We start from the raw sequence: 362 nt of genomic DNA on the forward strand, positions 1-362 counted from the left end.
TTGCCTGGCATCCGCTGGCAGGCTATGTGCTGATGATGCCGGGAGAGCGGGCAGCACGGGTTGAGAGTATTCGGCGGTCACAACAGGAACGATATCGTCACGGATAATGGTCGGTGCCGGAGGCTCATCAGATGGCGCATCAACCAGATGACGATAGCGCTGACGCCAGGTGAAAAGCAGGTTGTCATTAATCCCGTTCTGGCGGGCGAGTTGTGCCACACAGGCACCAGGTTGCAGTGATCGCTGAACCAGGTCGAGTTTGAACGGCATGGAGTAGGTTGCCCGCTGGCGTGGGGCTGTCGGTTCTGTCATTTGTGATAGAGTCCATTTAAAAATTAAGTGGACTCTATCATCGCCGGATT

The 362-nt window shown here is 55.2% G+C and carries 1 pseudogene; it reads right to left on the reverse strand.

Annotated features, from left to right (window positions below):
- Window positions 1-150 precede the first annotated feature (150 nt).
- A pseudogene (locus AAIR21_RS28025) lies at window positions 151-264 on the reverse strand (transposase); the annotation flags it as partial.
- Window positions 265-362: the final 98 nt, after the last annotated feature.

Source organism: Enterobacter sp. PTB, from assembly GCF_051130085.1.
Classification (GTDB): Bacteria; Pseudomonadota; Gammaproteobacteria; order Enterobacterales; family Enterobacteriaceae; genus Enterobacter; species Enterobacter ludwigii.